Below are 26,056 nucleotides of genomic sequence, written 5' to 3'. Positions count from 1 at the left end.
CGGGCGGAATCACTCTGGCTTCAGAGTGCCCAGATGCTTGATGTAGGCCACGAGCTCCCAGATCTCCTCGCGGGTGAAGACGTCCCCCCAGGGCGGCATGGGCGTCGCACCGCCCCCGCCATCGGTGATCGTCTTGAACGCATGTTCAGGCGCGAGATCCTTGCGCCCGATGAACAGCGGCGGCGCATGGCCATGGCAGAAGGCGGCACAGGTCGAGTCGAAGCGCTTGCGTCCGGCATCGATCCGCACGGGATCGCTCAGGTCGAAGGGGGCGAAGCCAGGGCCGCTCTCGGTATCGGGCGGCGGCGAGCCACCGGCCATCGCCTGGGCCAGCAGCAGCACCGAGCTGATCAAAAGTCCGGCGCGAACGAGATTGGATTTCATGCTGTCGGGGGAGGGGTTGGGAGCTTGCAGCCCGGCTGCGGTGACCCAGCGTGCTGGAAGCCGCAGCCGAGCCAGACCTCAATTGACCTGCACGGCCACCAGCTCGGCTGGCAGGCCAGCACCGCCGATCGGTGCCACGACGTACTGCTTGCCGCCCGCGGAGTAAGTCATGAGGTTGCCGAAGACCCCGCCGGGGAGGCGAAGCTCCGCCAGCAAGGCGCCCGTCTTCGCATCATGGGCGTAGAGGAAAGGCTCCGGCTCGTCCTTGGTGGCCTGCGTGATCAGCGCATTGCCGCGGGCCGACAAGCCGATCACGCTGTTTGTGCCCTCGGGCGCGACGAAGAGCACCTGCTCGGTCAGCGCGATATGGCTCTGGCGCGGCACGCCGAGTCGATCGAGCTTCAGGTCCTTGAGGGCCGGGTGGTCGACGGGCCCACGGCCAGCCGGAATGGCCCACAGGTGTTCGCCGGTGTTCATGTCGATCGCAGTCACCTTGCCAAAGGGCGGCTTGAACAGCGGCAAGCCATCGGGGCCGCCCACCCCGGCCCAGGTGCCGGTGTAGTCATACACCCCGGTCGAGCCCTTCTTCAGCTTGATACCGAAGGGGATGGTGAAGGAAGGAACGTAGAGGATGTTGGTCTTGGGGTTGTGCGCCGCACCGATCCAGCTCGCACCGCCGAGGACGCCCGGAACCTGCAGGGTGCCGGCCTTGTCCAGGGTCGGCGGGAAATACAGTGGGCCATGGTTGTAGCGACCGGCGATCTTCAGGGCGTCCTCGCGGAGCTTGGGCGTGAAGTCGATCAGCTCGTCAAGATTCACCCCCTGGCGCTCGAAGGGCCGCGGCTTGGTCGGAAAGGGCTGGGTCGGCGAGGATCTCTCGCCCGGCACCGTGGACTGCGGCACGGCACGCTCCTCGATCGGCCAGATCGGCTTGCCGTTCGTGCGATCGAAGGCGAAGACGAAGCCCTGCTTGGTCACCTGCACAGCGGCCTTGATCTTGCGGCCATCAACCGTCAGGTCCATCAGGTTAGGCGCGGCCGGTAAGTCGTAGTCCCAGAGGCCGTGGTGCGCCACCTGGAAGTACCAGACGACCTTGCCGGTCTTGGCATTCAGGGCCACCAGGGATTCGCCGAACAGGCCGTCGCCCTTGCGGTGACCGCCGTAGAAGTCATTGGCCGGCGTGGACAAGGGCAGGTAGACGAGACCGAGCTCGTCGTCGCAGCTGGCGCGCGTCCACATGTTGCCGCCGCCGGTCGACTTGGCCGAGCCGCCCTCCCAGGTTTCATGGCCCAGTTCGCCTTCTTGCGGCGGCACGTGGAAGGTCCAGTTCGGCTTGCCGGTCTTGACATCGAAGCCTCGCACGTCGCCCGGCGGGTGGAACTTCAGCGGATCACGGCCGATGGCGAAGGAATCGAGGATGGCCAGACTCGGAATCACCTGCCCGCCGCAAATGATCGGCGGAGTGGTCGGGCTGACCAGGGAGCGATCGATCGGCCGGCGCAGACCCTTGGTCAGGTCCACCCGACCCTTGTCACCCCAGCTCTCGACAGGCTTGCCCGTCTTGGCATCCAGCGCGACCATGTAGGCGTCGGGCGTGCCGACGAAGAGCCGCTTGTCTTTGCCGTCCGACCAGTAGCTGACGCCGCGGCTGATGAAGCCCAGGTTCGGCGGGGTACCGTCGACCCAGCCGCCACCGTCCCAGGTCCAGAGGGTCTTGCCGGTCGTACCGTCGAGCGCCGTGACGATGCCGAGCGGCGAGCTGGAGTACAGCACGCCGTCGATCGCCAACGGCGTCGACTGGTTGACCCAGGTCCGCAGCTCCGGGTTGTCTGCGGAGATCTGGTTGCCAGGCAACGGAATGCGCCAAGCCACCTTCATGTTCTTGACGCTCTGCGCGGTGACGCCAAGACCTGGCTCAAAACGCGAGCCTGACTTGTCGCCGTTGTACTCACGCCAGTTGCCGTTGTCGGCGGCACTGGCTGCGATTCCAGCTGCCAGCGCAGCCACAGCAAGGGCGGTCTTCTGAAGAATCATTGCTTGCTCCTCGGGGTTCTGAACAGCCGGCCTGCGACCAGGGGCTGCTTTTGTCTCCACATCCGTGCATTGCTCTACACGGTCTCGCACGATGAGCCTAGGCTCTCGAGCTGTGCGTGTTCCGCAAGACATATGCCACTGCCAATCGCGCAGCATGGACACCTTGCCAAGGACTCTCCGCCATGAGCGATTTCTCCGCTCCCCGGGCTGAACCGAAGGAAATCAACCCCTTGGACCGAGGCCGCAGCGGATATCTCCGTGGCTGGGGCCTTGCACAACACACTCCCCAATAGCCTGACGCCGGGATGTCCGGGCCGTCGCACCGTGTGCGACAGATGTCACCGTCCAAATGTCGCCTTCGGCGTGACGGACGTCGCATCGCGCGAGGACCGTGGAACGCATCTAGCCAACAGCCGGCGGCGCGCCAGCCGCCCCGCTCTCAGGCCAGCGGCCCGGCCGCCTCGGCCGCCTGGCGCAGGGCCTGGCCGACGGCGCGCAGCGCAGCGGCCCGCGCGGCCGCATCGGCCTGCACGGCCGGCGGCAGCAGGTTGTCCAGGGTGTCCAGGCGGTACTGGCGGTCGCTGCCGAGGTGGGCCTCGAAGCGGTTGGCCTGGTCGACCAGGCCGGGCAGGTCGGCCGCCACCAGCAGGCAGGCGTGGGCCAGCACCAGCGAGCGGCCATCGGCCAGGCGGCGCCAGCCCTGGGCCGTGCCGGCGATCTTGCGGCCGGCGATGGCCAGGTTGAAGCGGCCGTCGCAGAAGGAGCCTTCCACCGGCTGCAGGCCGGCACGCCGGCCCCAGGGGGCCACGGCCTGCTGTAGCACCGCGCCCAGCCGCAGATAGACCGACTCCATCACCGTGCCCAGCTCGGCCGCGGTCGGCCAGGCCAGGCTGAGGTTCAGCACGCCCGGGCCCTGCGGCACCAGGCCGCCGCCACTGCGGCGCACGGCCACGGGCCAGCCCGCGGCCGCGAAGCGGGCGCCCAGGGCCTCGAAGCGCTCGTAGCGCTGGTAGCTGGCCGGCACGACCAGCGAGCAGGGCGGCTCCCAGACGCCCACGACCAGGCCCCCGGCCGCCTGCGCCCGCTCCAGCAGGCGCGCTTCGACGGCGGGGGCCAGCCCGGCCTCCGCCGCGTCGGCCGGGGGACCGGCGTGATCGTGCGAAGGCCCCGTCCCGGGGCCTTCCTCCGCACGGGCTTCAGCCGCCCACATGCTGGCGGATCAGGCGATTGACCTCGTTCGCCTTCTCCATCATCACCATGTGCCCGGTGGCGGGGAAGATCTCCACCGTCGCACCGGCCGGCACATGGGCCGCGTGGGCGGCGGGCACGATGCGGTCGTCCGCGCCCCAGACCACCAGCAAGGGCTTGCCGGCCAGGGCCCGGCCCGGCAGCGCGGCCTGCGTGCCGCCGGGGAAGAGGCCCTCGTTCAGCGCGACCAGCAGGTCCTCGATGCCGTCGAGCCGCTTGTACTTCAGCACGTCGTCGATCATCTGCCGGCTGACCAGGCCCGGATCCTGGAAGAGCTGTTCGAGCAGGGGCTTGAGCTCGCGCTTGCTGCTGGCCCGCGCGAAGCCGCCGGTGTAGCCGACGTTGATCTCCGGGCCGAAGCCGGCCGGCGCCATCAGGCTGAGGCTGCGCACCGCGGCCGGATGGTCGAGCGCGAGCTGCGCGGCGATGGCCCCGCCCATCGAGTGGCCGACGACATGCACCGGCCCGAGATCGAGCTGCGCGAGGAAGGCCGCCACCACGCCGGCCAGCGCCGCCAGGCCGGTGCCCGGCAGGCGCGGGCTGGACTGGCCGTGGCCCGGCAGGTCCAGGGCGAGGACGGGATGGGCCTCGCCGAGGGCGTCGAGGTTGAACAGCCAGTTGTCGAGGTCGCCGCCGAAGCCGTGCAGGAAGAGCACCGGCGTGCCGGTCTCGGCGCCGCGCCGGGCGTAGCGCAGCTTGAAGCCCTGGACCTCGGCCCAGAGGTACTGCGGGCCGGCGTCGGCCCCCTCGTCCTCGGCGGCCGGCAGCACATAGCTGGCGATGTATTCGTCGATCTCGGCCTCGCTGACCGAGGCATCGGCCATCACGCCGAGCAGGGCCTTGACCGGGTAGACCTCGCCCTCGACCGCCAGGCGGCGGCGCAGCAGGCCGGGGTCCGGGGCCTCGACGGCATTGGCGATCTTGTCGGTCTCGACATCAAGGATGGGCAGGCCGACCTCGATGTCCGCGCCGTCCTCGACCAGCCAGGCCATCACGCGGCCCTCGCTCATGGAGAGGCCCCACTTGGGCATGACGATGGGGGTGATGGCGGACATCAGCGCTTGCCTCCGGCGTTCGTGCGGCGCACGGCCTCGACGATCTGGGCCGCGCTGGGGATGTAGAGGTCCTCCAGCGTCGGCGAGAAGGGCACCGGCACATGCGGCGGGGCGACCTGCTGGATCGGGCCCTTGAGCGCGCCGAAGATCTGCATCGCGACCTGGGCGGCCACGTCGGTGCCGATGTTGCAGCGCGGGCTGGCCTCGTCCACGCAGACCAGGCGGCCGGTGCGTTCGACGCTCTCCAGCACGGTGTCCCAGTCGATCGGCGACAGACTGCGAAGGTCGATGATCTCGACCTCGATGCCTTCCTTGGCCAGGGTGGCCGCAGCCTCCAGCGAGCGGTGCACCATCAGGCCGTAGGTGACGAGGGTGGCGTGCTTGCCATCGCGCACGACGTTGGCCTCGCCGAAGGGCACGGTGTAGCTGCCCTCCGGCACCTCGCACTCGGCGCCGTAGAGGGCCTTGTGCTCGCAGAAGATGACCGGATCGTTGTCGCGGATGGCCTGGATGAGCATGCCCTTGGTGTCGTAGGCATTGCTGGGGCAGACCACCTTCAGGCCCGGGATGTGGGTGAAGACCGGGGTCAGCATCTGGCTGTGCTGGGCCGCGGCGCGGAAGCCGGCACCGACCATCGCGCGGATCACCACCGGCGTCTCCGCCTTGCCGCCGAACATGTACTTGAACTTGGCCGCCTGGTTGAAGATCTGGTCGAAGCAGACGCCCATGAAGTCGATGAACATCAGTTCGGCGATCGGGCGCAGGCCGCAGCTGGCCGCACCGATGGCCGCGCCGACGTAGGCGCTCTCCGACAGCGGGGTGTCCATCAGGCGGTTGCCGTGCTTGGCATACAGGCCCTTGGTGACGCCGAGCACGCCGCCCCAGGCGTCCATCTCGCCTTCGCCACCGGCGCCGCCGACGATGTCCTCACCCAGCATGATGACGCGCGGGTCGCGCGTCATCTCCAGGTCGATGGCCTCGTTGATGGCCTGCTTCATGCTGATTTTTCGTGCCATGGAAGTCTCCTCAGATGGGGTTCGGGGTGCGGGTCTCAGTAGGAGACATAGACATCGGTGAGCAGGTCGGCGGCGCTCGGCAGCGGCGCGGCCTTGGCCTGGACGACGGCGTCCTCGATCAGGCCGAGGACCTCCCGGTCGATGGCCTCCAGCTCGGCGGCCTTGACGAGGCCGCTGCCGGTCACGGCGGCGCCGAAGAGCTTCAGGCAGTCCTTGTGCGCACGGTTGTGCTCGTTCTCGCCGGGGGCGCGGTAGGTCTGCGCATCGCCCTCGAAATGGCCGAAGAAGCGGACCATCTTGCATTCCAGCAGCGAGGGGCCGCCGCCTTCGCGGGCGCGGCGGATGATTTCGCCGGCCGCCTCGTGCACCGCGAAGAAGTCGGTGCCGTCCACCGTGATGCCGGGGATGCCGAAGCCGGCGGCGCGGTCCACATAGCTGTCGACCGCCGTGCCGTAGTCGCGCGAGGTGGATTCGGCGTAGCCGTTGTTCTCCACCACGAAGATCGCCGGCAGGTTCCACACCGCCGCGAGGTTCAGGCTCTCCAGGAAGGTGCCCTGGTTGGACGCGCCGTCGCCGACGAAGCAGATGGCCACTTCCTTCGTGCCCTTGACCTTGGCGGCCAGCGCCGCGCCGCAGACCAGCGGCGCGCCGGCACCCAGGATGCCGTTGGCGCCCATCATCCCCTTGGACAGGTCGGCGATGTGCATGGAGCCACCCTTGCCGTTGCCGCAGCCGCCCTTCCTGCCGTAGATCTCCTTCATCATGTCCACCACGTCCACGCCCTTGGCGATGCAGTGGCCGTGGCCGCGGTGGGTGGAGGCGATGCGGTCGCCATCGCCCAGGTGGCTCATGATGCCGACGGCCGTGGCTTCCTCGCCGGCATAGAGGTGGACGAAGCCGGGGATGTCGCCGCGGCTGAAGTCGACGTGCAGCCGCTCCTCGAACTCGCGGATGGTCCGCATGCGGCGGTAGCAGGCGAGCAGGTCCTCGCGGCTCAGGGGCAGGGGGGCTTGGGCCATGGTGGTGTCTCCTCTTGGATGGCTCAGGGGGCGTGATGGAAGAGCCCGCGGCGCGCAGCAAGCTGCAGGCAACGGGACACGTCCACGGTGAAAAAGGCTTGCTCGCGCACGGTGATCTGCACGCGCTCGCCGCGCTCGAAGGGCAGCTCGCGCTCGCCGTCGAGGGCGACGATGCCGGCGTCCAGCGCCACGGTGCTCGGCATGCCGGGGGGCATGGCCTGCCAGCTCGCGACCGGCAGGCTGTGCATGAGGCCGGGGGCGATCGGGGCGCTCAGGTGGAGCGTCGGCCGGGCCGCCTCGGGCGCCAGCTCGATGGCCAGGCCGAAGGGCATGCGGCGGCCGACCGGCTCCAGCAGCCCGCCGATGGCCGAGAAGCCGATGGCCTCGGGATCGGCGAAGGCCAGGTAGACGGCATGCAGGCTCTCCGGCGTCCACAGCGCACGGGCCCCGACGGTGCGGCTGCTGGAGATGACGGCATCGACCAGGGCGATGTCGTGCCGCGGCGGCCGGCTGCCGCCGTCGACGGTGATCTCCAGCAGCTTGTTGGGCATCAGCGCGTCGTCGGGGCCGAGCCGGCCGGTGGCGTAGAGGGCCACGGCCATGGCGCTGAGCGTCGGCTCGCGCATCTCAGGAAAGGCGTTGTTCGTGCCGGTGGACAGGCCGGCGATGGGCAGCGCGGTGCTGGTCCGCACGACGGCGCGGTGGGTGCCGTCGCCGCCCAGCACGATGAGCGCCTTGACGCCAGCGTCGACCATGCGGCGCGTGGCCTCGTGCGTGTCCTCCACGGTGGACTGCGGGTCCATGTCGAGGAAGTCCAGCTGCGGGAAGGCGCGCTGGATGCGGCGCTCCGCGTCCAGCTTGCGGCTGAGCATGGCGCGGATGCCGGCCTTGTCCGGCATCATCAGCACGCGACCGACGCCGCAGGCGCCCAGCGTGCTGAGCAGGCGCATCACGATGTTGACCCGCTCGGCGATCTGCAGGTTGCCGGCGTTCGCGATGATGCGGCGGATGTCCCGGGCGGACACCGGGTTCGCGATGATCCCGACACAGACATCGGCGGGATCGGGGGCGGCATGCATGCAGGGTCTCCGTTCAGGTTCTGAAGCCTGAAGGGCAAAGCCCGTGCCACCGATCTCACGGCCTGAGCCTGGGGCTCCGGCCCGCCTCAACGCCTGGAAGGCGTGCTTTGCTCCGGAGAAACCCGCGATCAGGCCGCGACAGATGCGACATCCGTCGATGCGACGACCGTCGCTCGCGTCGCGTCGCATCGACCCGCCGCGGTCCGATGCGGCCGGGCGCCGGCCGGGAGGATCTGCGCCTCGGCCGCACGCTGCAGCAGGCCCAGCTGCGGCAGCTCGCTGAGCTCGCGCACCAGCTCGCTGGCGCGCAGGCGATGCCCGGCATCCAGCACGAACAGACCCTGGGCCGGCAGGCCCTTCAGCGGGCCGCTGACCAGGTCCAGGCCCAGGCTTCGGGCCCAGCCGGGATGGCGGAAGCAGGAACGCAGATGCAGCCTCGCGTCGTCGGCGGCGGCCAGGCGCGCCAGGGCGAAGGGCAGGTCGGCCGAGATCGCCACCATCTGCCAGCCCGGCTGCGCGGCGACGGCCGCCCAGACCGCGCGGTGCGCGGCCTGGCAGCTCGGCAGCTCCAGGCTCGGCAGCACATGAAGCACGGTGGGCACGGCGGGCAGCGCGTCGAGCGGGTGCTCGAGCAGGTCCCGTCCGCAAAGCTCCAGGCGCGGCAGGCGCCGGCCCAGCGGCGGCAGGCTGCCCTCGGTGTAGACCGGGGCTCCGTGCAGGGTCAATCGGGTCATCGCAGATCCTCGCAAGCCAGGCCACCGTCGCGGGGGCCGATGGCCCGAGGGTGCAAAGCGCATGCCGCGACCGCGCGGCCACCCCGGTCAGCTGAGGTGGGTCTGCCAGCGGCTCAAGGCTTCGTCGACCAGGCCGGGCGCATGACGCCAGCCTTCGGCCCCCAGGCCGTTGATGCGGACACGCCGGGTCTCGACCTCGATCCACGGCAGGCCCTGGCGACCGTCGGCGCTCAGGACATGCGAGGTCTGCCGCAGGCTCGCATGCTTCAGGCTGGGCATCAGCGCGCAGGCGGCGTCGAGGTGATGTCGCAGGGCCAGGAGGGGCAGCGGCGCGCCGTCATCCTTCGGGGTTTCACGGCTGCTGACGAGAACGAGCTGGTCCGGGCCCTGCGGCAGCAGCACCCGGACCGGCGCCCAGGGCACGAGGGGATCCATCTCCGCGGCGCACCAGCGCACCGGCCGCCGCAGGCCATGGGACGGCAGGTCCAGCGTCATCATGTCGTGGCGGAGCAGGCGCAGGCCGAGCTCATCGCGTGCGCCGACGCCGCGGCTGTCGAAGACGGCGTCGAAGTGCCGCCAGCCGCGGCGGCTGCCGCTGAGGGCCAGCGCCCCGGGCTCGACGGCCAGGGCCTCGCAGCCCCAGTGCCATTGCACCCCGGTGCCGAGACGATGCAGCGCACGCAGGGTGGCCGGGGCATCGACCACCGCCTCGTCGGTGACCAGCCAGGCGTCCTCGCGCCGGCCGATCCGGGGCTCGAGCCGGACCAGCTGGGCCGGGCTCAGCGGCACCGCCTCGTCGATCGGCCCGCCGCGGCTTCCCGGCGGCGGCCGCTCGCCGAGCGCGAGGGTGCCGCGGGCCCGCAGGCAGGGCGCGCCCTGGAGTTCGCCGTCAAGCCGGCGCCAGTCGATCAGCACCTGGCTGCGCGCATGCGGCGAGCCGCTGCGCCCCTGCCGGCCGACGAAGCCCGGCGCGGCGAAGGAGGCTGCGGCGCGTGCGCTGGCCGGCGGCTCGGGGCCGGAGGAGCGGGCGAAGACGCTGACCCGGTGCCCGGCCCGGCTCAGGCCATGAGCCAGCAGGCGGCCGACCAGGCCGGCGCCGGCGATGCCGAGGTGCAGCACGGGCGGTTTCATGCGACCCGGCACGCCGGCACGGGGCGGGAGAGTTCATCGGACATGGCCGCCATGCAGCAAGAACAGTGCTTGCGCGGCAGGCGAGCGCCAGCCCCGCGGCCTGCGACAGGTGTCGCATGCGGAACAGGCTCTTTGCGACAACTGTTGCGCAACGCCGGCCCGGAACCGCGGGTTGCTCCGGAGGCCAGGCCCCGGAAAACGCAGCTCGACCGGCCTTTCGGCCTGGCACGGACCTCGCAGCCAGACTGCAAGCCTGCGTCGACCGGAACCGCAGGGCTGGAGACGGCGCCCGCCGCGTCGTGTTCCAGGAGCCCGACCAGGTTCCGGCGCTAGGAGGGCAAACGCGGAGCCGGGCCGGGCCAGGGACTCCGCAAGATCGCAGGCTCAGGCCGGACCATGATCCGGACCATGGCAGACGGTCGCCTTGAAGCGACCGCGACGAGGAGACACGTGATGCCCAATCTGGTCAGTCAGCACATCGACCATGTGTTGTCCGTCGGCATGCTGGGCGGCCCTGCCGCCGGGGCCGAGACCCTGTTCCAGAAGTCCTGGTCGCGCTGCATGAAGCAGCACGGCCTGGACCCCGCCCGGCCGAGCCCGGCGCGCATCCTGCCGTCCACCCAGCTGCGCGAGCACCAGCAGCGCATGGAAGGCTTCCTGCGCGTGGCCCGGGCCGGCATGGAGGAGATGTACCGGCGCGTGGCCGACCTCGGCTACATGCTGCTGCTGACCGATGCCGACGGCGTGACGGTGGACTACATCGGCAACCCCGCCACCGAACCGCTGCTGAAGGCCGCCGGCCTCTACCTGGGCGCCGACTGGAACGAGGCCCATGCCGGCACCTGCGGCGTCGGCACCTGCCTGATCGAGCAGACGCCGATCACCTGCCACCAGACCGAGCATTTCGATGCCACGCACATCGCGCTGACCTGCACCTCGGCCCCCTTGTTCGCGCCCGATGGCCAGCTGCTGGGCGCGCTGGACGTCTCGGCCCTGCGCTCGCCCGAGGCGCGCGAGAGCCAGCACCTGATCCTGCAGATGACGAAGATGTATGCGCAGACCATCGAGGATGCGAACTTCGTGCGTCACTTCGCCCGGCACTGGATCCTGCGGCTGGGGAAGTCGGCCGGCCTGGTCGACGTGTCGAGCGAGGTGATGCTCGCGCTGGAGGAGGACGGCACCATCATCGGCGCGAACACCGGCGCGCGGCGCCGCCTGGGCCACGGTGGCGCGCTGCGCGCGACCGACAGCCAGCTGGTCGGCCTGAACCTCTCCGAGGTGCTGGACACGCCGGTCGACGCGGTCTGGGCCCTGGCCCGCAGCGGGGCGGGCGAGCTGCGCAGCGTCTGGTCGCATCAGCAGGAGCACTTCTATCCGGCGCTGGTGCCGCCGCGCGGCCGCACGGCCGGCGGGCCCGAGGCCATCGTGCTGCCGCAGCGCCCGCGCCGGCCGGCGCGGGCTGGCGACACGCGCCCGATCGACGGTCCGCTGGACGGCCTGGCCGGCAGCGACCCGGCCATGCAGCGCCTGATCGGCCAGGCCAAGCGCCTGGTGGACCGCAACGTGAACCTGCTGATCCAGGGCGAGACCGGCTCGGGCAAGGAGGTGCTGGCCCGGGCGCTGCACGGCCACAGCCAGCGTGCGGCCAAGCCCTTCGTGGCGGTCAACTGCGCGTCCATCCCGGAATCGCTGATCGAGAGCGAGCTCTTCGGCTACACGCCCGGCACCTTCACCGGCGGCCGCAGCAAGGGCATGAAGGGCCTGATCGCGCAGTCGGACGAAGGCACGCTCTTCCTCGACGAGATCGGCGACATGCCGCTGCACCTTCAGACCCGGCTGCTGCGCGTGCTGGCCGAATCCGAGGTGCTGCCGCTGGGCGCGGACCAGCCCATCCCGGTCAAGCTCAACGTGATCGCGGCATCGCACCGCGACCTGCGCCGCAGCGTCGAGCAGGGCCATTTCCGCGAGGATCTCTTCTTCCGCCTGGCCGGCACCACGCTGCGGCTGCCCCCGCTGCGCGAGCGCGAGGACAAGCTCTTCCTGATCGAGACCCTCTTCGACGAGGAAGCCCGGGCGCAGGGCCTGGAGGCCGCCGAGCTCAGCCCCGAGGCCGTGGCCGCCCTGCTGCGCCATCGCTGGCCCGGCAATGTGCGCGAGCTGCGCAACGCCCTGCGCTTCGCGGTGGCCCTGAGCGGCGATGCGCCGGTGACGCTGGACGACCTGCCTGGCGAAGTGCGCGAGGCGGACCGGACCGCCCCCCCGCCCATCGCCCTCGCTGGAGCGACGGCGGCAAGCGAACAGCCGGCCGAGGCCGCCGGCCTGTCGGACGGCGGCCAGTTGCTGCTGCAGGCCCTGCGCCGGCACAAATGGTGCGTGACCTCGGCCGCGCAGGAGCTTGGCATCTGCCGCGCCACCGTCTACCGGCAGATGAAGCGCCACGGCATCACGCCCCCGAACCTGCTCTGAACCCGAGACTTTCGTGCCCGAATCGATCCTTCCCCCGGCCTACGACCCGACGGTCAAGCAGAAGTCCCAGGCCAAGACCGCCCGCATCCCCATCAAGGTCGTCCCGGCCGAGGTGCTCAAGAAGCCCGACTGGATCCGCGTCAAGGCCGGCTCGCCCAGCACCCGCTTCTACGAGATCAAGCAGATCCTGCGCGAGCACAAGCTCCACACCGTCTGCGAGGAAGCCTCCTGCCCCAACATCGGCGAGTGCTTCGGCAAGGGCACGGCCACCTTCATGATCATGGGCGACAAGTGCACCCGGCGCTGCCCCTTCTGCGACGTCGGCCACGGCCGCCCCGATCCGCTCGACGCCGACGAGCCCGCCAACCTCGCCAAGACCATCGCCGCGCTGAAGCTCAAGTACGTCGTCATCACCAGCGTCGACCGCGATGACCTGCGCGACGGCGGCGCCGCCCACTTCGTCGACTGCATCCGCCAGACCCGCGCCCTCTCCCCGGCCACGACCATCGAGATCCTCACCCCGGACTTCCGCGGCCGCGACGACCGCGCCCTGGGCATCCTCACCCAGGCCCCGCCGGACGTGATGAACCACAACCTGGAGACGGTGCCGCGCCTGTACAAGGAGGTGCGTCCGGGCAGCGACTACGCCTTCAGCCTGAACCTGCTCAAGAAGTTCAAGGCCCTGCACCCCAAGGTGCCGACCAAGAGCGGGATCATGGTCGGGCTGGGCGAGACGGACGAGGAGATCCTGGAGGTCATGCGCGACCTGCGCGCGCACGATGTGGACATGCTGACCCTGGGCCAGTACCTGGCCCCCAGCGGCCACCACCTGCCGGTCCGGCGTTACGTGCACCCGGACACCTTCAAGCGCTTCGAGGACGCGGCCTACGCCATGGGCTTTTCCCACGCCGCCGTCGGCGCCATGGTGCGCAGCAGCTACCACGCCGACCAGCAGGCCCATGCCGCCGGGGTCGGCGAGAGCCTGCACGGCTGATCGGTCTGCGGGCTCGCAGGCCCAGGGGAGCGGTCGCGGTGTAGGCTGACCAGCCTGCCGCTGACCCCCGCTTCCGGATGTCCGACCGCCTGATCACCCTGTGGGCTCTGCTGCGCCCGGCGCCGCAAGCCGTGGACCGGCGCGAGCAGCTGCGCGCCGCGCTCGGGGCAGCCGTCGGCCTCGGCCTGACCGGCCTGCTCTGCAGCATGCTGGCCGGGGCCGGCCCCTGGGGCCAGGGGCCGGGGCTATGGCTGGTCGCGCCGCTGGGGGCCAGCGCGGTGCTGGTCTTCGCCTTGCCGTCCAGCGCACTGGCCCAGCCCTGGGCCGTGGTCGGCGGCAACACGGTGTCGGCCTTGGTCGGCATCGCGGCGGTCCATGCCCTCGATGCACCAGTGCCCGCCGCGGCCCTGGGTGTCGGGACGGCCATCGGGCTGATGCTGCTGCTGCGCTGCCTGCATCCACCGGGCGGGGCCATGGCCTTGCTGATGGTGCTGATCGGGATGCGGGATCCGGCCTTCGCCTGGATGCCGGCAGCCCTGAACTCCTTGCTGCTGGTGCTGGCCGGCGTGGCCTGGAACCACGCCACCGGCAAGCGCTACCCGCATCCGCAGGGTGGCGCGGCGCGGCCCGCGGCGGGGGCCGCAAGCAGCCCAGATGCGCTGGACGCTGCCGAGCTGGAGGCGCTGCTGGCCCGCCACAACGAGGTGCTCGACGCCCCCCGCGACCTGCTGCTGGATCTGCTGCGCAGCGCGCGCTGGCAGGCTCACCGCCGGCGGCTGGGCGCGCTGCGCTGTGGCGACCTGATGCGCCGGCCGCCGATCACCGTGGGCTTGAACACGCCGCTGGATGCAGCCTGGGGACTGCTGCGGCAGCACCGCATCAAGGCCCTGCCGGTGGTGGACGCGGGCGGGACGCTGGTCGGCATCGTCACGCTGGCCGACCTGGTCCGCGATGCCGAGATCCGCGGGACGCCGCTTCCGCGGGCCGGCGAACCCTGGCGGCCCGTGCGGGAGGTGATGAGCCGCCAGGTGCGGGTGGCCAGTGCAGACCGGCCGCTGACCGAGCTCTTGCCGCTGTTCGCGCAGGGCGGCCACCATCACCTGCCGATCGTCGGGCCGGGCAGCCGGCTGCTCGGCATCCTCACGCAGTCCGACGTGGTCGCGGCGCTCGCCGACGCCGGCCCCGACGGAACGCCCCCTCGGCCCGGGCGCTGAGCCGCGCGTGCGGCCTCAGGCCGTCAGCAGCTTCTCGACCAGTGCGTTCAGCTCGTCGAAGTTCGGCGGGCCGACATAGCGCTTGACGATGCGGCCCTGCTTGTCGATCAGTACCGAGGTCGGCGTGAGCTGGATGTCGCCGAAGCGCCTGGCCAGTTCGCCATCGTGGTCCAGCGCGACCTTGAAGGGCAGGGCGCGGCTCTTGGCGAAGTTCAGCACGTACGCGGGTGGGTCGTAGGCCATGGCCACGGCCACGGTGTCGTAGCCGCGGGCCGCGTACTTGCCGTAGGTGGCGGCGAGATCGGGCATCTCCTTCACGCAGCTTGCGCAGCTGGTGGCCCAGAAATTCACCAGCACGACCTTGCCGCGCAAAGCGCTGAGCTGTTCCTGGCGACCATCGATCAAGGTGTAGCCGACCTCGGGAGCCAACTGCGGGCTGCAGGCCGGCAGGACGGTGGCGGCAAGGCCCAGGGCCAACAGAACGGCGGCGAAGCGGGGGCGGAGGGACATGGTCGCGGGCTTTGTGTAGGCTGGGCGCTTTCGGGTCGGGCGCTGCGCCGGATCCACCGGGCAGGCTGCCCTCAGAACCAGGAGACCACCATGCGTTCCATCGACCCGAGCGACGTGTTGCGCCGGCAGTGTATGAGCCGGGGGGCGGCGCTTGCGCTGCTGGGCCTCTGGGCGGCGCAGGCGCGTGCGCTGTCCTTCAGCGACGCCGACGCCAGCGCCGGCCTGAAGGCTGCGCTGGAGCGGGGGGCCGAAGTCGCGGTCGGCCTGCTGGGCAAGACCGACGGCTTCCTCGGCAACCCGAAGGTGCGCATCCCGCTGCCGGGCGCGCTGGAAAGCGGGGCCAAGCTGCTGAAGAAGCTGGGCCAGGGCGAGCGGGTCGAGGGCCTGGTCACCGCCATGAACCGCGCGGCCGAGAGCGCCGTGCCGGAATCGGTCACCCTGCTGAAGCAGGCCGTGCGCGACATGAGCGTGGCCGACGCGAAGAAGATCCTGAGCGGCGGCGACACCTCGGTCACCGCCTTCTTCGCCGACAAGACGCGCACGCCGCTGAACGGCCGCTTCCTGCCCATCGTCAGCCGCGAGACCGAGAAGGTCGACCTGGCCGCCAAGTACAACGCGGTGGCGGCCAAGGCCTCGGGCTTCGGCCTGGTCAAGAAGGAGGACGCCAACATCGAGCAGTACGTGACCGGCAAGGCGCTGGACGGCCTCTACTTCATGATCGGCGAAGAGGAGAAGAAGATCCGCAAGGACCCGGTGGCCACCGGCAGCGCGATCCTGAAGAAGGTCTTCGGCGGGCTCTGAGCCGGGGCGCGCAGGCGCCCTGCCCGGGGCAGGGTCATGCATAAGATGAGAATGGTTCGCATTAGCATGGTGACCCACCCCCTGCCGGAGCGCGTGCCATGCCTGCCTGCCTCTCCCCCGATGTCGCCCTCGCCGAGGACCGCCTGCCCGCCGTCGAGCCGCTGATGGCCGGCACGCTGGCCCTGATGACCGCCGTGGCCGAGCGTTGCGCGCTGGGCCACCCGCCGGCCTGCCATGCCCAGAGCCGGCTGATGCTCGGCAAGCTGCGGCACAACCTCGATCAGCTCTGCGCCCACCCCGCACTGAGCCCGACCTTCCGCCTGAGCCTGGCGCGCATCCGCGGCCACTGGCAGCGCCTGCTGAGCGAGGGCGCCCGCGGCGCCCCGGCCGAGGCCGCCCCCTGCGCCCCGCGCCCGCCGCTGCACTGAGTCGGCGCCTGCGCCGCGCTCAGCCGCCCAGGGCGGCGGCGATGGCCTCGCCGACTTCGCGGGTCGAGGCATGGCCGCCCAGGTCGCGCGTGCGCGGCCCCGTGCGCAGCACCTGCTCGATGGCTGCGACGATGGCGTCGTGCGCCGCCCGGCCGGCTGCCGCATCGGCGCCGGGCGCCTGGCCGAGGAAGTCCAGCATCAGCGCAGCCGACCAGATCTGCGCGATCGGGTTGGCGATGCCCTGGCCGGCGATGTCCGGCGCCGAGCCATGCACGGGCTCGAAGAGGCTGGGGTAGCGCCGGTCGGGGTTCAGGTTGGCCGAGGGCGCCATGCCCAGGGTGCCGGTGCAGGCCGGGCCCAGGTCGCTGAGGATGTCGCCGAAGAGGTTGCTGGCCACGACCACGTCGAAGCGCTCGGGTTGCAGCACGAAGCGCGCGGCCAGGATGTCGACATGCTGGCGGTCCCACTGCACATCGGGAAACTCGGCGGCGATGGCCTCGACCCGCTCGTCCCAGTAGGGCATGGAGATCGCGATGCCATTGCTCTTGGTCGCGGCCGTCAGGCGCTTGCGCGGCCGCTGCTGTGCGAGGCGGAAGGCGTGGCGCAGGATGCGGTCGACGCCGTGGCGGGTGAAGACCGCCTCCTGCAGCACCAGTTCGCGCTCGCTGCCCTCGAACATGCGGCCGCCGACGCTGCTGTACTCGCCCTCGGTGTTCTCGCGGACGACGAGGAAGTCGATGTCGCCCGGCTGCTTGCCCGCCAGCGGGCCGCGCACGCCGGGCAGCAGGCGCACCGGGCGCAGGTTGGCGTACTGGTCGAAGTCGCGCCGGAACTTGAGCAGCGAGCCCCACAGCGAGACGTGATCCGGCACCACCGCCGGCCAGCCGACCGCGCCGAAGTAGATCGCGTCGAAGCCGCGCAGGGTCTCGAACCAGTCCTCCGGCAACATGCGGCCGTGGCGCAGCCAGTGGTCGGCGCAGGCCCAGTCGAAGGCCTGCAGTTCCAGCGGCAGGCCGTGGCGCGCGGCGGCCAGCTTCAGCACGCGCAGGCCCTCGGGCATCACCTCGGTGCCGATGCCGTCGCCGGGCAGGACGGCAATGCGGAAGGGTCGGTTCATGGCAGGTCTCGGCGCATTGGGGGCCCCGATGCTAGGCAGACCGGCCGACGACCGGCCTGCGGGGATTGCGTAGGCCGCCAGCATGCCCGCCCCCGCACGACGCCGTCCGACCCCGTGCGCCGCAGGGCACCGGGCGCGCGGCCAGCCCGCCCCCGCGCGCGCAGGCATCATCCGCACCTGGCCTTCTCCCGTCTCCGCAGGTCCGCCCTGCCCCGCACGCCGCCCGCATGTCCGCCCCCGCCCCGCTTTCCCTGGCCCTCGTCGGCGCCGGCCCGGTCGGCCTGAGCCTGGCCCTGCAGCTCGCCGCGGCGCTGCCGCAGGCTGCGATCACCGTCTTCGATGCGCGACCGCCCGGCGCCGACCCGGGCCGCGACCCGCGCACGCTTGCGCTTTCGCTCGGCAGCGTGCAGGTGCTGGAGGCCCTGGGCCTGGGCGCGGCGATGGCCGCGCACGGCACGCCGATCCGCAGCGTGCATGTCTCGCAGCAGACGCCGACCCTGGGCCCCGGCCTGCTGCCGCGACCGCTGGCCGCGCTGCTGCTGCCCGAGGGCGAGCCGGTGGTGCGCATCGCCGCCGAGGAGCTGGGCGTGCCCGCACTCGGCACGGTGATGCGGCACGGCGCCCTGGTCGCGCCGCTGCAGGCCCTGTGGGAGGCCGCCTGCGCACGCGAACCGCAGCGCCTGACGCTGCGACTGGGCACGCCGGTGGCGGCGGTGCGCGAGCAGGCCGACGGGGTCGAGCTGGACTGCGGCATCGTCGAGCGCCACGACCTGGCGGTGATCGCCGAGGGCGGCGTCTTCGCCGAGCAGGCCCGCAAGGCCCTGCGCCACGACTACGGCCAGACGGCCTGGGTCGGCACCGTCACCCTGGCCCGGCCGCTGGACGGCATGGCGGTGGAGCGCTTCACCGCCAGCGGCCCGGCGGCGCTGCTGCCGCTGCCGCCCGGGGTGGCCGGCGGCGCCACCCCCTCGGCCGACGACGGCCAGCCGCGCGCCGCCCTGGTCTGGTGTGTGCCAAGTGCCGAGGATCCGGTGGCGCCGCTGGACAGCGCCAGCCGCCTGGCCCTGCTGAACACCCTCTTCCCGGAGGCCGTCGGCCCGCTGACCGGCCTGAGCCCGCTGAAAAGCTTCGCGCTCGGCCTGAATGCCGAGCGCAGCCTGGTGGCCGGCCGGCAGATCCGCATCGGCAATGCCGCGCAGACCCTGCACCCGGTGGCCGGCCAGGGCCTGAACCTGGGCCTGCGCGATGCCCAGGCCCTGGTGGCTGCCCTGGTCGCGGCCGAGGAGCGGGCCCACCGCAGCGGCAGCCCGCTGGACCTGAAGGCCGCGCTGCGTCGCATCGAGTGGCAGCGTGCGCCCGACCGCTGGAGCCTGATCGCGACGACCGACCTGCTGGCGCGGGGCTTCACCTGGCCCGGTCCGGCGCTGTCGACGCTGCGGGGGCTGGGCCTGGCCGCCGTCGGCCAGTTCGCGCCGGTGCGGCGGGCGCTGGCGCGGCAGATGATGTACGGCTGGCGCTGAGGCGCGCCGACCGCCCGGCTCAGATCATCTGGCCGGGGCTGCGGCTGAGCTGGCAGCCCTGGATGCGCCAGGTGCGGTCGGGCTGGCGCTCCAGGGTGTAGAGCGCGACCCAGACCGCGCCGTCGGCGTCCACCAGACGGACCTGCTGGACCACCTCGCTGCCCACCCGCATCGGCGCCATGAAATGGGCCGAGGCCGGTCGGTAGACGGCCGGGTAGGCCTCACGCACGGTGAACAGGAAGCGCTCGGCGCTGCCGAAGCGCTGCTGGATCGCGGGGGTCGCGAAGCTGAAGGCGGCCTCGGCATCGTCGGCCGCGAAGGCGTCGAGCTGGGCCTGGATGACCGCACGGACCGCCCCCGCCTCGGCACCGGCCAGGGCCTCGGGCGGGGTCTCGCGGACGCGGGATGCCGCCTCCAGCGCAGGCACCGCCAGCAAGGGCAGCAGACCGGCCACGAGCAGGGCGGGAAGATGTCGCATAGAGCCTCCGGCGCCACCCGGGGCGGTGGCTTGTGCGGCCAATATGACAGCAAAGCGCGGCCGAGGAGCGGCCTGGGTCACCCGTGGACCGGGGGCTCCCCCTCCGCATGCCACAGCAGCCGGCCCTGGCCGAGGGCATCGAGCTGGGCACGCAGGGCGGGTAGGCGCTCGTCGGGCAGTTCGAAACGGCAATCGACCATCACGCTGCCGTGCTGCACCTGCAGGCCGCGCGCCCCCGCGGCGGCCAGCTCGCGACGCAGCCGGCCCTCCAGGGCATAGGGCAGGCTGCAGCCCAGCGGCAGCCAGCGCAGCCGCGGCACCTTCACGGCTCGCAGCAGGGCCTGGGCGACCGCGTCGGTGTAGGCCCGCACCAGGCCGCCCGCCCCGAGCTTGACCCCGCCGTAGTAGCGGACGACGGTGGCGAGCACGCCGTCCAGATCCTGGTGGCGCAGCACCTCCAGCATCGGCCGGCCGGCGGTGCCGCCGGGCTCGCCGTCATCGACCGCGGCCGACTGGCCGCCGGCCAGGAGGGCCCAGCAGACATGGCTGGCGCCGGGATGCTCGGCCCAGCGTGCAGCCACCCGGACCTGGGCCTCCCGGCGGTCGGTCACCGGCTCGACGCAGCCGAGGAAGCGGCTCTTCTGGATCAGCAATTCGCTGTGGACGGCGGCAGACAGGCTGAGCGGCATGGCCCGAGCTTATGCGGGCGGGCTCGCGCGGCGAGCCCGTCAATCTTGCTGAAGGCCTGCGCTAGCTTTCCTGATCCCTGAATCGGCGGCCTTTCGCTATAAACCTGACCTCAGGGTCGCGGGAACGCCCGCCACCCGACTCGTCGTGCATCGGCCGCCCCGGGCGACACACGACGGACCCCGTCCCCGGCACCGAGACCCGCGTGCTGCGCGGCGGGAGGGCGCGATCCGCCCCAGCCCCGCACCGGCCCGACCGCCGGCCCGCGGGGCGCCAGATGAGCAGACCGCCCTCGCGGCGGTCCAGGTTCTGTGTCCGAGGAGGCTGACCGCTGGGCCATCCTTTCCGCGCACTTCCACGGGATGACCATGCAAACGACCTTGAAGTCGCTTCTCGCGACCGGCGCCGACACCGCCCCCGCCCTCTCCGCCCCCGGCCGGCCGCCGCTGAGCTTCGGCGGGCTGCGCAGCCTGATCGATGCGACGATCGCCCGTCTCAACGGCCTGGGCATCGGCCGCAACGACCGCGTCGCCATCGTGCTGGCCAATGGCCCCGAGATGGCCGCCTGCTACATGGCCTGCGCCCGTGGCGTGACCAGCGCGCCGCTGAACCCGGCCTACCGCGCCGATGAGTTCGAGTTCTATCTCTCCGACCTCAAGGCCAAGGCGCTGATCGTCGAGCAGGGCAGCAGCTCCCCGGCCATCGAGGTGGCCCTGAAGCTCGGCGTGCGCGTGCTGGACCTGATCGCCGGCGAGGCCGCCGGCAGCTTCACCCTGCAGCCGCGCGACGGCGTGGAAGGCGGCCCCCCGGCCGCCCACGGTGGCGACGCCGAGCCCGACGATGTCTCGATGGTGCTGCACACCTCGGGCACCACCTCGCGGCCGAAGATCGTGCCGCTGTCGCAGCGCAACCTGGCGGCCTCGGCGCAGAACATCCGCGCCACCCTGCAGTTCACCGCCACCGACTGCGGCCTGAACATCATGCCGCTCTTCCACATCCACGGCCTGATCGCCGGGGTGCTGGCGCCGCTGTCGGCCGGCTCGCAGGTCTTCTGCACCCCGGGCTTCAACGCCCTGAAGTTCTTCGCCTGGATGGACGAGGCCAAGCCCACCTGGTACACGGCCGTGCCGACCATGCACCAGGCCATCCTGACCCGGGCCGGCAAGAACGCCGACGTGATCGCGCGCCACCCGCTGCGTTTCCTGCGCTCGTCCTCGTCCTCGATGCCGCCGCAGGTCATCACCGAGCTGGAGGCCGTCTTCAAGGCCCCGCTGATCGAGGCCTACGGCATGACCGAGGCCACCCACCAGATGGCCAGCAACCCGCTGCCGCCCGGGGTGCGCAAGCCCGGTGCGGTGGGCCTGCCCGGCGGTCCGGAGGTGGAGATCATGGACGAGGAAGGCCGCATCCTGCCGGCCAACACCGTGGGCGAAATCGTCATCCGCGGCCCCAACGTGACCGCCGGTTACGAAAGCAACCCCAAGGCGAACGCCGAGGCCTACACCAACGGCTGGTTCCGCACCGGCGACCAGGGCATCAAGGACAGCGACGGCTACATCAGCCTGACCGGCCGCCTCAAGGAGATCATTAACCGCGGCGGCGAGAAGATCAGCCCGCGCGAGGTCGACGAAATCATGATGGACCACCCGGCCGTGGCCCAGGTCGTGACCTTCGCCATGCCCCACCCCAAGCTGGGCGAGGAGGTGGCCGCCTGCGTGGTGCTGCGCGAGGGCGCCGCCCTCAGCGAGCGCGAGCTGCAGGACTTCATCGGCCAGCGCGCCGCCGACTTCAAGGTGCCCAAGAAGATCCTGTTCATGGACGAGATCCCCAAGGGGGCCACCGGCAAGCTGCAGCGCATCGGCCTGGCCGCCAAGCTGGGCCTGACGGGCTGAGCACCGGATTTCAGCGTACGCGAGAAGGCGGCACAGACCGCCCATCCATCCACCATCCCCCGAGGAGACAAGACCATGTTCAAGCACGCACTTCCGCTGCGTTCCGCGATCGCGGCTGCCTGCGCCCTGCTGGGTCTGGCGGCCAGCCCGGCGGCCCAGGCCTGGGAACCGGCCAAGCCCGTCGAATTCATCGTGCCGGCCGGCACCGGTGGCGGCGCCGACCAGATGGCCCGCTTCATCCAGGGCGTGGTGGCCAAGCACAGCCTGATGAAGCAGCCGCTGGTGGTGGTCAACAAGTCCGGCGGCGCAGGGGCCGAGGGCTTCCTGGCCGTCAAGGGCGACAAGGGCGATCCGCACAAGATCATCATCACCCTGTCCAACCTGTTCACCACCCCGCTGGCCACCGGCGTGCCCTTCAACTGGCGCGACCTGACGCCGGTGCAGATGCTGGCGCTCGACCAGTTCGTGCTGTGGGTCAATGCCGAGGCGCCCTACAAGACCGCCAAGGAGTACTTCGAGGCGGTCAAGAAGGGCGACAACAACGCCTTCAAGATGGCCGGCACCGGCTCCAAGCAGGAAGACCAGATCATCACCGTGATGTTCGAGAAGGCCGCGGGCAAGAAGGTCACCTATGTGCCCTTCAAGGGCGGCGGCGACGTGGCGGTGCAGCTGGTGGGCGGCCACGTGAACTCGACGGTCAACAACCCGATCGAGGCCGAGAGCCACTGGAAGGGCGGCAAGCTGCGGCCGCTGTGCGTGATGGACAAGCAGGCCCTGCCCTACGAGGGCTGGAAAGCCATCCCGACCTGCTCCTCGGCCGGGGTGCCGATCGAGTACGTGATGCTGCGCGGCATCTTCATGCCGCCGGGCGTGAAGCCCGACGAAGTCGCCTACTACCTGGACCTGTTCAAGCGGATCCGCGAGACGGCCGAGTGGAAGGAATTCATGGAGAAGGGCGCCTTCAACCAGACCGCGCTGACCGGCGAGGCCTTCTTCGACTGGCTCGGCAAGAACGAGCAGATGCACCGCGTGCTGATGAAGGAGGCCGGCTTCCTCGCGAAGTAAGGCCCGCGGGGCCGGCGGCTGCAGGTGCGCGGCCGGGCCGGCTCCTCCCTTCGATCGATCATGCCCTGCCCGGGGGGCCCCAGGCCCCTTGGCAGGACCTTTCCTGGAGAGATGCTCATGTCCGACGCGTCCCCTCAAGCCGACCGGGTGGTCGGCACCCGCTGGCCCGAACTGATCGTGGCCGCCTTCCTCGTGCTGTTGTCGCTGATCGTGATCGGCGACAGCCTGCGCGTCGGCATCGGCTGGGCCGATGACGGCCCCGAATCGGGCTATTTCCCCTTCTACATCGGCGTCGCGCTGTTCCTGTCGAGCGGCTCGGTGCTGCTGCGCCAGATCCGGCGCTGGGCCACGCAGAACGGCGATTTCGCCGAGCACGGCCAGCTTCGCAGCGTGATGCAGATGGCCGTGCCCATGGTGATCTACGTCGGCTTCGTCTGGGTCCTCGGGCTCTACGTGGCCTCGATCGGCCTGATCGGCTACTTCATGCGCCGCCACGGCCGCTACGGCTGGCCGCTGACCACGGCGGTGTCGGTCGGCGTGCCGCTGTTCTTCTTCCTGGTCTTCGAACGCTGGTTCCTGGTGCCGCTGCACAAGGGCCCGATCGAGCAGCTGCTCGGCTTCTGAGCCTCCGACCCCTTCCCGACACGAGAACATCATGGAAGAACTCGGCAACCTGATGGGCGGCTTCAGCGTTGCGCTGACCGGGCCCAACCTGCTCTACATGCTGATCGGCATCGTGCTGGGCGTGCTGATCGGCGTGCTGCCCGGCCTGGGCGGCGCCAATGGCGTGGCGATCCTGCTGCCGCTGACCTTCAGCATGAACCCGACCTCGGCCATCATCATGCTGAGCTGCATCTACTGGGGTGCGCTGTTCGGCGGGGCGATCACCTCCATCCTCTTCAACATCCCGGGCGAGCCCTGGAGCGTGGCCACCACCTTCGACGGCTTCCCCATGGCCCAGCAGGGCAAGGCGGCGCAGGCCCTGACGGCGGCCTTCACCTCCAGCTTCGTCGGCGCGCTGTTCGCGGTGGTGGTGATCACCTTCCTCGCCCCGCTGCTGGCCAAGTTCGCGCTCAAGTTCGGGCCGGCGGAGTTCTTCGCCGTGCAGCTGCTGACCTTCTGCAGCTTCGTCGGCATGAGCAAGGAGCCTCCGGCCAAGACCATCGCCGCGATGATGCTGGGCTTCGCCCTGGCCGCGGTCGGCCTGGATGCGGTGACAGGTACGCTGCGCATGACCTTCGGCGTGACGGACCTGATGCGCGGCTTCGACTTCCTGATCGCGGTGATCGGCCTCTTCGGCATCGGCGAGATCCTGCTGACCATGGAGGAGGGCCTGGCCTTCAAGGGCAAGAGCGCGAAGATCAGCCCGCGGGTCGTGTTCCAGACCTGGGGCCTGCTGTTCAAGCACTGGAAGACTTTCCTGCGCTCCACCGCCATCGGCTGCTGGATGGGCATCACCCCGGGTGGCGCCACCCCGGCCAGCTTCATGAGCTATGGCATGGCCCGCCGCATCTCGAAGAACCCGCAGAACTTCGGCAAGGGCGAGCTGGAAGGCGTGGTCGCCCCCGAGACCGCGGCCCATGCCGCCGGCACCGCGGCCCTGCTGCCGATGCTGACCCTCGGCATCCCGGGCTCGCCCACCGCGGCCGTGCTGCTGGGCGGCCTGCTGATCTGGGGCCTGCAGCCCGGCCCGATGCTGTTCATCGAGCAGAAGGATTTCGTCTGGGGCCTGATCGCCTCGATGTACCTCGGCAACATCGTCGGCCTGATCGTCGTGCTGTCGACCGTGCCCTGGTGGGCGGCCATCCTGCGCATCCCGTTTGCCGTGATCGCGCCGGTGATCATCGTGATCTGCGCGATCGGCGCCTACACCGTGCACAGCTCGATGTTCGATGTCGCGCTGATGATGGTCTTCGGCGTGATGGGCTATCTGTTCAAGAAGCTCAAGTACCCGCTGGCGCCGCTGGTGCTGGCCCTGGTGCTGGGCGACATGGCCGAGTCCAGCTTCCGCCAGGCCATGCTGCTCTCGCAGGGCTCGCTGTCCATCTTCTGGGCCAATCCGCTGGTCGGCTCCATCTTCAGCCTCGCGCTGCTGATGCTGGTCTGGCCGCTGTTCGGTGCGGTGAAATCGCGCCTGGCCGCCCGGGCCGTGCAACCCAAGGAAGCCTGAGACATGAAGATCACCGTGGTCGGGGCCGGCGCCATCGGGGGCTACCTCGGCGCCCAGCTCTCGCGGGCGGGCGAAGAGGTCACCTTCATCGCCCGCAACAAGAACCTGGAGGTCATCCGCCGCGAGGGCTTCCGCCTGACGCTGGAGCAGGGCGAGACCGTCCATGCCCCGGACGTGAAGGCCGTGCAGGACCCGGCCGAGGCCGGCCCGCAGGATGCCGTGCTGCTGACGGTCAAGGCCCATCAGGTGGCCGACCTGCTGCCGGGCCTGCGCAGCCTGTTCGGACCGGACACCCTGGTCGTCAGCATGATCAACGGCGTGCCCTGGTGGTACTTCCACAAGCTCGGCGGCGCGCACGAGGGCCGCGGCCTGGAGAGCGTGGACCCGGGCGGCGTGATCGCCCGCCACATCGAGCCCGAGCGCGTGATCGGCAGCGTGGTCTATCCGGCCGCCGAGCTGCTGGCCCCGGGCCATGTGAAGGTGATCGAGGGCAACCGCTTCACCCTGGGCGAGCCCGACGGCTCGCGCAGCGAGCGCATCGAGACCCTGTCCAAGGCCATGATCGGCGCCGGCTTCAAGAGTCCGGTCAGCAAGGACATCCGCGGCGAGATCTGGGTCAAGCTCTGGGGCAACGCCACCTTCAACCCGATCAGCGCGCTGACCCATGCCACCCTGGAGCAGATCTGCCGCCACCCCGCCGGCCGCGAGCTGGCCCGCGCCATGATGGCCGAGGCCCAGGCCGTGGCCGAAGCCCTGGGCGTGAAGTTCAAGATCACGCTGGAGCAGCGCCTGGCCGGCGCCGAGGCGGTGGGGGCGCACAAGACCTCCATGCTGCAGGACCTCGAGGCCGGCCGCGCCCTGGAGCTGGAGGCCCTGGTCGGCAGCGTCGTCGAGCTGGGCCGCATCACCGGCACGCCCACGCCCCGGCTGGACGCCATCTACGGCGCGGCGCGCCTGCTGAGCGACACCGTCACCAGCCAGCGCGGCCGCGTGGCGGTGCAGCCCCTCTGAGCG

Annotated in this window: 24 protein-coding genes; 11 read left to right on the top strand and 13 right to left on the bottom strand. The window is 71.0% G+C overall.

Annotated features, from left to right (window positions below):
• Positions 1–9: 9 nt before the first annotated feature.
• From H4F90_RS08510 to H4F90_RS08470, 9 genes are all read right to left on the bottom strand, one after another.
• Positions 10–384: a c-type cytochrome gene (locus H4F90_RS08510; RefSeq protein WP_182663516.1), complete on the bottom strand. Its 375-nt coding sequence runs from the start codon at positions 382–384 to the stop codon at positions 10–12.
• Between the two features lie 78 nt (positions 385–462).
• Entirely contained in the window at positions 463–2,418 is a 1,956-nt protein-coding gene (locus tag H4F90_RS08505) for a pyrroloquinoline quinone-dependent dehydrogenase (protein WP_182663514.1), read from the bottom strand.
• 439 nt (positions 2,419–2,857) lie between these two features.
• On the bottom strand, positions 2,858–3,628 hold the full coding sequence (locus H4F90_RS08500) for a lipoyl protein ligase domain-containing protein (protein ID WP_182663512.1): 771 nt from the start codon (positions 3,626–3,628) through the stop codon (positions 2,858–2,860).
• Positions 3,615–4,721 (bottom strand): acetoin dehydrogenase dihydrolipoyllysine-residue acetyltransferase subunit, encoded by a 1,107-nt coding sequence (locus H4F90_RS08495; RefSeq protein ID WP_182663510.1) that lies wholly within the window; start codon positions 4,719–4,721, stop codon positions 3,615–3,617. The genes H4F90_RS08500 and H4F90_RS08495 overlap by 14 nt, the downstream gene beginning before the upstream one ends.
• Positions 4,721–5,737 (bottom strand): alpha-ketoacid dehydrogenase subunit beta, encoded by a 1,017-nt coding sequence (locus H4F90_RS08490; RefSeq protein WP_182663508.1) that lies wholly within the window; start codon positions 5,735–5,737, stop codon positions 4,721–4,723. Before H4F90_RS08490 ends, H4F90_RS08495 begins: the two co-directional genes overlap by 1 nt.
• 35 nt (positions 5,738–5,772) lie before the next feature.
• A complete protein-coding gene (locus tag H4F90_RS08485) occupies positions 5,773–6,756 on the bottom strand; it encodes a thiamine pyrophosphate-dependent dehydrogenase E1 component subunit alpha (protein WP_182663506.1) in 984 nt (327 codons plus the stop codon).
• 23 nt (positions 6,757–6,779) lie between these two features.
• Entirely contained in the window at positions 6,780–7,835 is a 1,056-nt protein-coding gene (locus tag H4F90_RS08480; protein ID WP_182663504.1) for an ATP-NAD kinase family protein, read from the bottom strand.
• Between the two features lie 128 nt (positions 7,836–7,963).
• On the bottom strand, positions 7,964–8,569 hold the full coding sequence (locus tag H4F90_RS08475) for a thioredoxin domain-containing protein (protein WP_182663503.1): 606 nt from the start codon (positions 8,567–8,569) through the stop codon (positions 7,964–7,966).
• A gap of 87 nt (positions 8,570–8,656) precedes the next feature.
• Positions 8,657–9,700 (bottom strand): FAD-dependent oxidoreductase, encoded by a 1,044-nt coding sequence (locus tag H4F90_RS08470; protein ID WP_182663501.1) that lies wholly within the window; start codon positions 9,698–9,700, stop codon positions 8,657–8,659.
• Positions 9,701–10,153: 453 nt separating this feature from the next.
• On the opposite strand from H4F90_RS08470, the gene H4F90_RS08465 reads away from it, so the two are divergent.
• The 3 genes from H4F90_RS08465 to H4F90_RS08455 all read left to right on the top strand — a co-directional run bounded on the left by H4F90_RS08465 (position 10,154) and on the right by H4F90_RS08455 (position 14,374).
• Positions 10,154–12,166: a sigma-54-dependent Fis family transcriptional regulator gene (locus H4F90_RS08465; protein ID WP_182663499.1), complete on the top strand. Its 2,013-nt coding sequence runs from the start codon at positions 10,154–10,156 to the stop codon at positions 12,164–12,166.
• A 13-nt stretch (positions 12,167–12,179) separates the two neighbouring features.
• Complete coding sequence (gene lipA, locus H4F90_RS08460; RefSeq protein WP_182663497.1) at positions 12,180–13,160, top strand: lipoyl synthase; 981 nt, start codon at positions 12,180–12,182, stop codon at positions 13,158–13,160.
• Between the two features lie 77 nt (positions 13,161–13,237).
• Complete coding sequence (locus H4F90_RS08455) at positions 13,238–14,374, top strand: HPP family protein (RefSeq protein WP_182663495.1); 1,137 nt, start codon at positions 13,238–13,240, stop codon at positions 14,372–14,374.
• Between the two features lie 15 nt (positions 14,375–14,389).
• Here H4F90_RS08455 and H4F90_RS08450 read toward each other — a convergent pair whose 3' ends face one another.
• Positions 14,390–14,884, bottom strand: coding sequence for a TlpA disulfide reductase family protein (locus H4F90_RS08450; protein ID WP_182663493.1), 495 nt, complete (start codon positions 14,882–14,884; stop codon positions 14,390–14,392).
• A 90-nt stretch (positions 14,885–14,974) separates the two neighbouring features.
• On the opposite strand from H4F90_RS08450, the gene H4F90_RS08445 reads away from it, so the two are divergent.
• Both H4F90_RS08445 and H4F90_RS08440 read left to right on the top strand, forming a co-directional pair.
• On the top strand, positions 14,975–15,685 hold the full coding sequence (locus tag H4F90_RS08445) for a DUF4197 domain-containing protein (RefSeq protein WP_407926176.1): 711 nt from the start codon (positions 14,975–14,977) through the stop codon (positions 15,683–15,685).
• Between the two features lie 98 nt (positions 15,686–15,783).
• Positions 15,784–16,113, top strand: coding sequence for a hypothetical protein (locus tag H4F90_RS08440; RefSeq protein WP_182663490.1), 330 nt, complete (start codon positions 15,784–15,786; stop codon positions 16,111–16,113).
• Positions 16,114–16,132: 19 nt separating this feature from the next.
• On the opposite strand, the gene H4F90_RS08435 is transcribed toward H4F90_RS08440, so the two are convergent.
• The gene (locus tag H4F90_RS08435; RefSeq protein ID WP_182663488.1) at positions 16,133–17,230 is read right to left on the bottom strand and encodes a tartrate dehydrogenase; all 1,098 of its coding nucleotides are present in this window, start codon (positions 17,228–17,230) and stop codon (positions 16,133–16,135) included.
• A gap of 227 nt (positions 17,231–17,457) precedes the next feature.
• Between H4F90_RS08435 and H4F90_RS08430 the strand changes: the two genes are divergently transcribed.
• Positions 17,458–18,750 (top strand): FAD-dependent monooxygenase, encoded by a 1,293-nt coding sequence (locus tag H4F90_RS08430; protein ID WP_182663486.1) that lies wholly within the window; start codon positions 17,458–17,460, stop codon positions 18,748–18,750.
• A 19-nt stretch (positions 18,751–18,769) separates the two neighbouring features.
• On the opposite strand, the gene H4F90_RS08425 is transcribed toward H4F90_RS08430, so the two are convergent.
• Positions 18,770–19,228, bottom strand: coding sequence for a DUF4864 domain-containing protein (locus H4F90_RS08425; protein ID WP_182663484.1), 459 nt, complete (start codon positions 19,226–19,228; stop codon positions 18,770–18,772).
• 77 nt (positions 19,229–19,305) lie between these two features.
• Positions 19,306–19,917 (bottom strand): IMPACT family protein, encoded by a 612-nt coding sequence (locus H4F90_RS08420; RefSeq protein ID WP_182663482.1) that lies wholly within the window; start codon positions 19,915–19,917, stop codon positions 19,306–19,308.
• 366 nt (positions 19,918–20,283) lie between these two features.
• Here H4F90_RS08420 and H4F90_RS08415 point away from each other — a divergent pair, with 366 nt between their 5' ends.
• The 5 genes from H4F90_RS08415 to H4F90_RS08395 all read left to right on the top strand — a co-directional run bounded on the left by H4F90_RS08415 (position 20,284) and on the right by H4F90_RS08395 (position 26,053).
• Positions 20,284–21,807, top strand: coding sequence for an acyl--CoA ligase (locus tag H4F90_RS08415; RefSeq protein WP_220486111.1), 1,524 nt, complete (start codon positions 20,284–20,286; stop codon positions 21,805–21,807).
• Positions 21,808–21,882: 75 nt separating this feature from the next.
• Complete coding sequence (locus H4F90_RS08410; RefSeq protein ID WP_182663478.1) at positions 21,883–22,872, top strand: Bug family tripartite tricarboxylate transporter substrate binding protein; 990 nt, start codon at positions 21,883–21,885, stop codon at positions 22,870–22,872.
• A gap of 117 nt (positions 22,873–22,989) precedes the next feature.
• On the top strand, positions 22,990–23,496 hold the full coding sequence (locus tag H4F90_RS08405) for a tripartite tricarboxylate transporter TctB family protein (RefSeq protein ID WP_182663476.1): 507 nt from the start codon (positions 22,990–22,992) through the stop codon (positions 23,494–23,496).
• A 31-nt stretch (positions 23,497–23,527) separates the two neighbouring features.
• Positions 23,528–25,042, top strand: coding sequence for a tripartite tricarboxylate transporter permease (locus H4F90_RS08400; RefSeq protein WP_182663474.1), 1,515 nt, complete (start codon positions 23,528–23,530; stop codon positions 25,040–25,042).
• A gap of 3 nt (positions 25,043–25,045) precedes the next feature.
• Positions 25,046–26,053: a 2-dehydropantoate 2-reductase gene (locus tag H4F90_RS08395; protein ID WP_182663472.1), complete on the top strand. Its 1,008-nt coding sequence runs from the start codon at positions 25,046–25,048 to the stop codon at positions 26,051–26,053.
• Positions 26,054–26,056 lie beyond the last annotated feature (3 nt).

Origin of the sequence: Aquariibacter albus (genome assembly GCF_014145335.1) — a bacterium.
Lineage (GTDB): Bacteria > Pseudomonadota > Gammaproteobacteria > Burkholderiales > Burkholderiaceae_C > Aquariibacter > Aquariibacter albus.
Note: the sequence above shows the minus strand (reverse complement) of the source record. Positions and strands in the feature narration are given on the sequence as shown.